The organism is Nocardioides solisilvae (genome assembly GCF_003194625.1).
GTDB classification, from domain to species: Bacteria; Actinomycetota; Actinomycetes; order Propionibacteriales; family Nocardioidaceae; genus Nocardioides; species Nocardioides solisilvae.
This window is the reverse complement of record NZ_QHKX01000001.1, coordinates 1,251,831-1,258,391: the sequence shown is the minus strand read 5'-3', so window position 1 is coordinate 1,258,391 and position 6,561 is coordinate 1,251,831. Positions and strand designations below refer to the sequence as shown.

The 6,561-nt window shown below is 75.2% G+C and carries 4 protein-coding genes and 2 pseudogenes; 3 read left to right on the top strand and 3 right to left on the bottom strand.

Annotated elements, in window-relative coordinates; translation table 11 throughout:
• Positions 1–8: 8 nt before the first annotated feature.
• From DNK53_RS18480 to DNK53_RS06000, 3 genes and pseudogenes are all read left to right on the top strand, one after another.
• Positions 9–218, top strand: a pseudogene (locus tag DNK53_RS18480) (DDE-type integrase/transposase/recombinase); the annotation flags it as partial.
• Positions 219–234: 16 nt separating this feature from the next.
• Positions 235–447: pseudogene (locus DNK53_RS17980) on the top strand (IS3 family transposase); the annotation flags it as partial.
• Positions 448–580: 133 nt separating this feature from the next.
• Positions 581–1,591, top strand: a complete 1,011-nt coding sequence (locus DNK53_RS06000) for a glycosyltransferase family 4 protein (RefSeq protein ID WP_162599809.1) — start codon at positions 581–583, stop codon at positions 1,589–1,591.
• 1,441 nt (positions 1,592–3,032) lie between these two features.
• Here DNK53_RS06000 and DNK53_RS05995 read toward each other — a convergent pair.
• Genes DNK53_RS05995 through DNK53_RS05985 form a run of 3 tightly spaced genes read right to left on the bottom strand, consistent with a single transcriptional unit; the run spans position 3,033 to position 6,560 of the window.
• Positions 3,033–4,082 carry a polysaccharide pyruvyl transferase family protein gene (locus DNK53_RS05995; protein WP_162599808.1) on the bottom strand — a complete coding sequence of 350 codons (1,050 nt, stop codon included), beginning with the start codon at positions 4,080–4,082 and terminating at the stop codon, positions 3,033–3,035.
• Positions 4,075–5,364 carry a hypothetical protein gene (locus tag DNK53_RS05990; RefSeq protein WP_110181295.1) on the bottom strand — a complete coding sequence of 430 codons (1,290 nt, stop codon included), beginning with the start codon at positions 5,362–5,364 and terminating at the stop codon, positions 4,075–4,077. Before DNK53_RS05990 ends, DNK53_RS05995 begins: the two co-directional genes overlap by 8 nt.
• Entirely contained in the window at positions 5,361–6,560 is a 1,200-nt protein-coding gene (locus DNK53_RS05985) for a glycosyltransferase (protein WP_110181294.1), read from the bottom strand. The genes DNK53_RS05990 and DNK53_RS05985 overlap by 4 nt, the downstream gene beginning before the upstream one ends.
• Position 6,561: the final 1 nt, after the last annotated feature.

Below are 6,561 nucleotides of genomic sequence, written 5' to 3'. Positions count from 1 at the left end.
AGCTCTACATCTGTGCGATCAAGGACGTGTGGTCGAACAAGATCGTCGGCTACTCGATCGACACCAGAATGAAGTCGTCTCTGGCATGTGCGGCGATGCGCAACGCCATCGCCCTACGCGCCCCCGTAGGCACCGTGTGTCACAGCGACAGAGGCGGCCAATTTCGCGCCAACCGCACCCAGCGGCTCCTGGCCAACAACGGCCTGGTCGGCTCGATGGGCCGCTCCTACGGAGCCGGCGACAACGCCAGCATGGAGATGCTTCTGGTCCTCGATGCAGATCGAACTCTTGAACCGCCGCAAGTGGAAGACCCGGGTCGAATTGGCGAACGCGATCTTCGAGTACATCGAGATCTTCCACAACCGCCAACGACGCCACTCCGCGCTGGGCTACAAGACACCGATCGAGTACGAGCTAGCCTCACCCGCAGACACCGTTTCCGCCTGAGAACTCATCACGACGAGTGGAAACCAAGACGTGGGGCAGGTCAAGGTGTCAACTCAACTGGGGGCAGACCCGGTGGTTTCGAGACGCTCGCTGCGCTCGCTCCTCAACCGCCCTGGAGGGCTAGCCTGACGCCGTGGGGGTGAGTGTCAACGGCTACTTCCGGGCGCAGACGGTGTCCGGACAGCAGAGGTACGCCACCGAGATTGCGGCCCGGCTACTCACGACCGACCCCACCATCACCGAATTACACCCGCGCTTGACCGGCCGGGCCGCCTGGCTCGACCTCATGACCCGCCTTCCGCTCCGCGCTCGGGGCGACGTGCTGGTCTCCCTGACGAGCCGCGCGCCGGTGGGGGTTAAGCGGCACGTCGTCACCGTCCACGACCTCTTCCCGCTCGAGCACCCGGAGTGGTACAGCCGCGCCTACGTCGAGCTGCACCGGCGACTGCTCCGCCACCACCTGCAGCACGCGGCCGGGTTGGTGGTGGTGAGCGAGCCGGTGCGCGACCAGGTCGCAGCCGTCGCCAGGAGGGGCATGCCGATCGTCGTCGCACCCAACGCCCCGTCGGCCGACCTCGTGCCGCCCGACGGCCACCAGCCCACCTTCGAGGTCCCCGAGAGGTTCATCCTCACCGTCGGCAGCCTCGAGCCCAGGAAGAACCTCGTCCGCCTCGTGACCGCCTACCGCCAGCTCCCGGCCGACTTCCGCGCGGAGCACCCGCTGCTGGTCGCGGGCGGCAGCGCGGCGTCGTTCCGGCAGGTCCCGGGCCTCGCCGAGCTGACCGACGGGGCCAGCGGGGTGCGGCTGCTGGACCGGGTCTCCGACGAGGACCTCGCCTGCCTCTACCGCGACGCCTCCGTCTTCACCAGCGTGAGTCTGGCGGAGGGTTTCGGCATCCCCGTCGTCGAGGCCGCCGCCTCGATGACGGGCACGCTGCTGCTCAGCGACATCCCGGCGTACCGGTGGCTCGCACCGGCGGGCTCGGCCGTGTTCGCCGACCCCACGTCGGTCGACGAGATCAGCGCCAGCCTCCTGCGCGCCGCCACCACCCCCGGCTCCCCCGCCAGCCTGCGCGAGCTGGCCGGCCGCTTCTCCTGGGACGACTCCGCCGCCACCGTCCTGGAGCTGGCCAGGGCGCTCTGAGCCGTCCGGGCGGGCACCCTCGTCAGCACCGCCCGCATCCCCCACCAGACCGCGACGGCGAAGACCACCCCAGTCACGTTGTGGTAGGCGTCGCCCCGGAAGGCCGGCGACAGGAAGCCCAGCACGGCGGCGTACAGCGGCAGGGAGAACGCGTCCCCGCTCCCCCCGACGCCGGGCAGGCGCGCGTGCCGCAGCCGGGCGTGCAGCAGCCCGACCAGCGTGCCCATCAGCAGGCTGCCCAGCACCACCCCGGCCCACCCGAAGTTGGCGTAGCTCTCCCCCACGAACGACAGGCTCGACTCGATCCGCTCGTCGCCGTAGAACCGCGGCACGTAGGTCTCGGTGAACCACGCGTTCCCGCCGCCGGCCGGCTTCTCCGCCCACAGCGCCCGCGGCACCGGCCAGGTGAGGATCGACCGGTAGGTCGCCCCCTGCTGCCAGGTGAGGTCGCCGAACGCCCTCGCCCCCATCACCCGCACCAGCGAGTCGTAGGGCACGACCGCCAGCCCGCCGACGAGGCTCTCGTGCAGGTCGCCGAGCCGCGCGCGGACGAAGTCCCACGGCCCCAGCCCGGCCGTCCGGCTGAACTGCGAGTCGCGCAGCAGCGCCCCCAGCGCGACGTAGGCGACCATCCCCGCGAACGCCAGCGACGCCGCCACCACCGCCCCGATCCGCCGCCGCGCGTAGTGGACGACCACGAGCACCGGCAGCAGCAGGCCGGTGAGCAGGGAGGCCCGCCCGCCGGTCAGCAGCGCGCTGCCCAGCGCCAGCCCGCCCAGCGCCAGCAGCAGCCCCGACCCCGGCGCCCCCCGGACCCCGCGGAAGCGCGCGGTCAGCCCGACGAGGAGCAGCAGGTTGAGCGGCACCGTCGCCAGGGTGAGGAACGACAGCCCCGCCAGCGAGTCGCTGCGCAGCGCCAGCCCCCCGACGTACGCCGAGAGCCCGCCCGCCGCGCGCACCAGCAGGCCGAACGCCACGACGTCGATCGCCACCACCGCCGCGGCGGCCAGCCGGAAGAGAGCCGGGTCGAGCTCGTGGGTCGTCGCCGGCCGCGGCGCGGGGGCGGGCCGGCGGCCGGCGACGACGATCTGGAAGGCGAGGTTGACCAAGCAGAAGGCGACCGTGACCGCCAGCAGCGCCTCGGCCATGACCGAGCGCCACGCCCCGAGCACCGGGATCGCGTCGACACTCGTGCCGGAGCTGATCACTCCCACCTCGAGCACGTGCAGCGGCTTCGCCACGTAGAACCACGCGAAGAGCCCCGCCACGACCACCACCGGCGACAGCACGTTGCGGCTGCGGGCCAGCTCGAGCGCTGTCGACGTCGCGAGGGTCGCCGCCAGCACGGCGATCCGCCCCGCGGGCGAGTCGACCAGCAGGCAGGCCGCGACCGCCACGGCCGCCACCACGGCGGCCACGGCGGGGAAGGCGCGCGCGTCGCTCACCCGACCACCCCCAGGACGTCGTCCAGGGAGGCGGCCAGGCGGCTCCGCTGGGCGTCGAGGTACGCCGTCGTGGCGACGCACGGCGGCTCCCCAGAGCCGAGCAGCGGCACCCCGGCCTCCGCGGCGAAGGCCAGCACCTTGGGGCTGCTCCCGACCGCCCAGGCCGGCACCCCGGCCCGCGCGGCGAAGACCAGCGCGTGCAGCCGGGAGGCGACCACCAGGTCGGCGGCGGCCAGCCCGGCGTACGCCGTCCGCCAGTCGACGACGTGCGGCTCCAGCCGGGTCCGCACCCCCGCGGTCTCCAGGTGGCAGACCACCCGCTGGGCGGCGACGTCGTCGTCGCCGTGCTGGTCCATCCGCCGCACCCGCACCTCGCGGGGGGCGTACGCCGCCACCCGGCGCGCGACCTCGGCGCACTCCTGGGCGGTGGTCCGCCCGCTCAGCGCGACCACCACCTGCTCCACCGCCCGCTCCAGCGGGGGCAGGGCCGGGGCGCCGGAGGCCACGGCTCTGGGCACCGCGACGGGCAGGCGGGCGGCGAAGAACGTGTCGCCGCCCAGCCGGGCGTGCCGCCCGCCCTGCCGCGCCACCAACTCCGCCGAGGCGGCGTCGCGCACCCAGACCGACCCGGCCCGGCGCACCACCCAGCGCAGCAACGCGTCCTCGGGGCCCTCGGGCCAGCGCTCCGCCCCCACGCCGACCAGCGCGACGGGCGTGCCGCACGCAGCGGCGACCGCGGTGACCGCCGCGAGGAACCGCGGGAACCCCCGCGGCAGCACCGACCGGCGCCCGTCGACGTGGCCGGCGAGCAGCGTGCCGCCGCCCAGCAGCACCAGGTCGGCCGCCCGCACCGCGCGGACCAGCTCGGCAGGCCGGGAGACGCAGACCCGCTCGCCCGCCCCGCCCGCACCGGCGAGCGAGACCCGCACCCGGTGCCCGCGGCGCTCGCACTCCTGCGCCAGCGCCAGGGTCAGCGCCTCGTCGCCCAGGTTGCGCGGCAGGTGCCCGTCCCAGGTCGTCGCTGAGGCGATGAGCAGGTCAGCCACGGCGGTCACCCCCGACCCGGACCCGCTGGACGGCTGCCCGCCTCGGCGCAGGTCCCTGGGCGGCCCGGACCGCGACCCCGAGGCCGACGAGCAGCAGCAGCTCGTTGACCACGACCACCGCGCCGACCTCCCACGCCGGGCCGCGGGCGACGAGCACCACCGCGGTGAGGCAGACCAGGCCGAGCCCGACGGAGACGACCGTCCGCAGGTCGGGGCGCCGGGCCGCGGTCAGCAGCGCCGCCTGCCCGTAGTTGAGGTACTTCACCGGCAGCACCGCCAGCATGAGGAAGGCCAGCACCCACCCGTCGCGGTCCGCCCCGGTCACCCAGAGGAACCCCGCGACCCCGACCGCGCCCCCGACCCCCAGGGCCAGCCCCTGCGCCCCGAGCACGGCGAGCAGGTGCTCGCGGACCATCCGTCCGCGGGCCAGGGCGGGCAGCGCCATCTGCGAGTACGACGCCGCCACCATCTCCAGCGGCTGGACCAGCCGGGCCGCCACCGCCACCGCTGCTGCGGTCTCGACCGAGGAGAGGGCGGCGGTCACCACCACTGGCGCCTGGGAGTAGAGACCGGTGGCCATCACCGGTACCCCGTAGGCCATGGAGCGGCGCACGGTGCGCGCGAACGGCACCGGCTCGTCGCCGGCGGCGCGGTCAGCGGCGACGGACGCGGCCGCGACGGCGTCGGCCTGAGCCTCGACCCGGGCCCCCGCCCAGACCACGAGCGTCGCGGCCAGGGCGAGCACCAGCCCCGGGACGAAGGACCACGCCCCCCACCCGGCCAGCAGGCAGCCGACCGGCACCAGCCGCGCCGCGGCGTACCCGCCGTCGACCGACGCGTAGGCGTGCACCCGCTCCCCGCGCAGCCACTGGACGCGGCACAGCCGGCCCACCGACTCCACCGCGCTGGTCGCCGGGACCGCCAGCGCCACCACCAGCACGGTCGCGTCCCCCGCCGCGGCCGCCCGGAGCACCAGCAGCGCCCCGACGCCCGCGGCCACGCCGCCGACCAGCGCCTGCCAGGCGACCAGCTGCCGCAGCACGCGGGGCCCGGGCCGCTCCAGGATGGCGAGGTACGCCGCGGCGCCGGAGTCGGTGACCACCTGCGCGGCCGCCGCCACGCCCAGCGCCACCGCCACCACCGCGTAGCCCGCCGCGTCGAGGACCAGCGCCGCCACCAGCAGCTGGGCCAGCGTCGCGACCCGCACCAGCACCGCCGTGCCGACGCCGGCCAGCTGTCCGCCCCTCGCGCGCTCGGCGGGCGCCGCCCGGTGCAGCGTCACGAGACCCTCCGCAGCGCGAGCGCGGGCCCGGGCAGCTCGGGGCCGGGCAGCGTCGAGACGGGCAGGGCAGGTCGCGGGACCCGCGCCCCGACGAGCAGGTCGCGCACCTCGGCGTCGATCCGCGCGAGGAAGGCCTCCTGGCAGAAGGTCTGCGCGTGCGCCCGGATCGCCGCGGCGTCCCACGCGCGGGCCGTGCAGGCCCGCAGCGCGGCGAGGATCGCGACGGGGGTCGGCTCGTCGAAGAAGACCGCCGTCTCCCCGTCGACCATCGTGTCGAGGAAGCCGCCCGCGCGCAGCACCACGCTCGGCCGGCCCACCCCGGCCGCCTCCAGCGGGGTGAGCCCGTAGTCCTCGTGGCTCGCCGAGACCAGCGCCCGGCTCCGGCAGTAGACGGTCTTCATCTGGCCGTCGGTCAGGTCGCGCAGCAGGTGGACGTTGTCGGGAGCGGAGGCGACCAGCTTCTCCCACTCCGGCCCCTGCCCCACGACCACCAGCCGCAGGTCGGGCGCGAGCCGGAAGGCGTCGACCACGCGGTCGACGTTCTTGTAGGGCAGCAGCCGGGAGACGCAGAGGAAGTAGCCGCCCGCGACCACGAACGGGTCGTCGCACTCCTCGGGCGCCGCGTCCTCGATGGTCCGGGCCAGCGGGGCCGGGACCACGGTGGCGTCGATCCCGTAGGCCTCGCGCACCCGCTCCCGCACCACGGTCGAGTTCACCAGGTAGCGGTCCGCCGCCCGGGCGCTGCGCCTGTCCCAGCGGCGCAGGTGGCCCGCCAGCATGCCCAGGGCCACTGCCTTGAGCGGATCGGGCCGGCTGGAGAGGTACTGGTCGCCGCAGTAGAGCCACCGGGCCGGGGAGTGGCAGTAGACGAGCTTGCGGTGCCGGCCGCCGAACCCGTGGGCCCAGCCGCTGCTGGAGGCGATCACCACGTCGGCGTCGATCCGCACCGACCCGCTGGCCCACGGCAGCAGCGGCAGCGCGAGCCGGTGGTGGCGGCGCAGCGCCGCCACCGCGTTGAGCGCCGACGGCCGCACGTCGAGCCCCCGGAACTCGGGGAAGGTGCCGTCGGGGTCGTAGAGCGTGGTGTGGATCGGCGCGTCGGGGTAGCGCTCCGCCAGGGCGAGGACGACTCGCTCGGCGCCGCCGCGCTGGGTGAGGTAGTCGTGCGCGATCGCGATGCGTGGACGGTCTCCCATG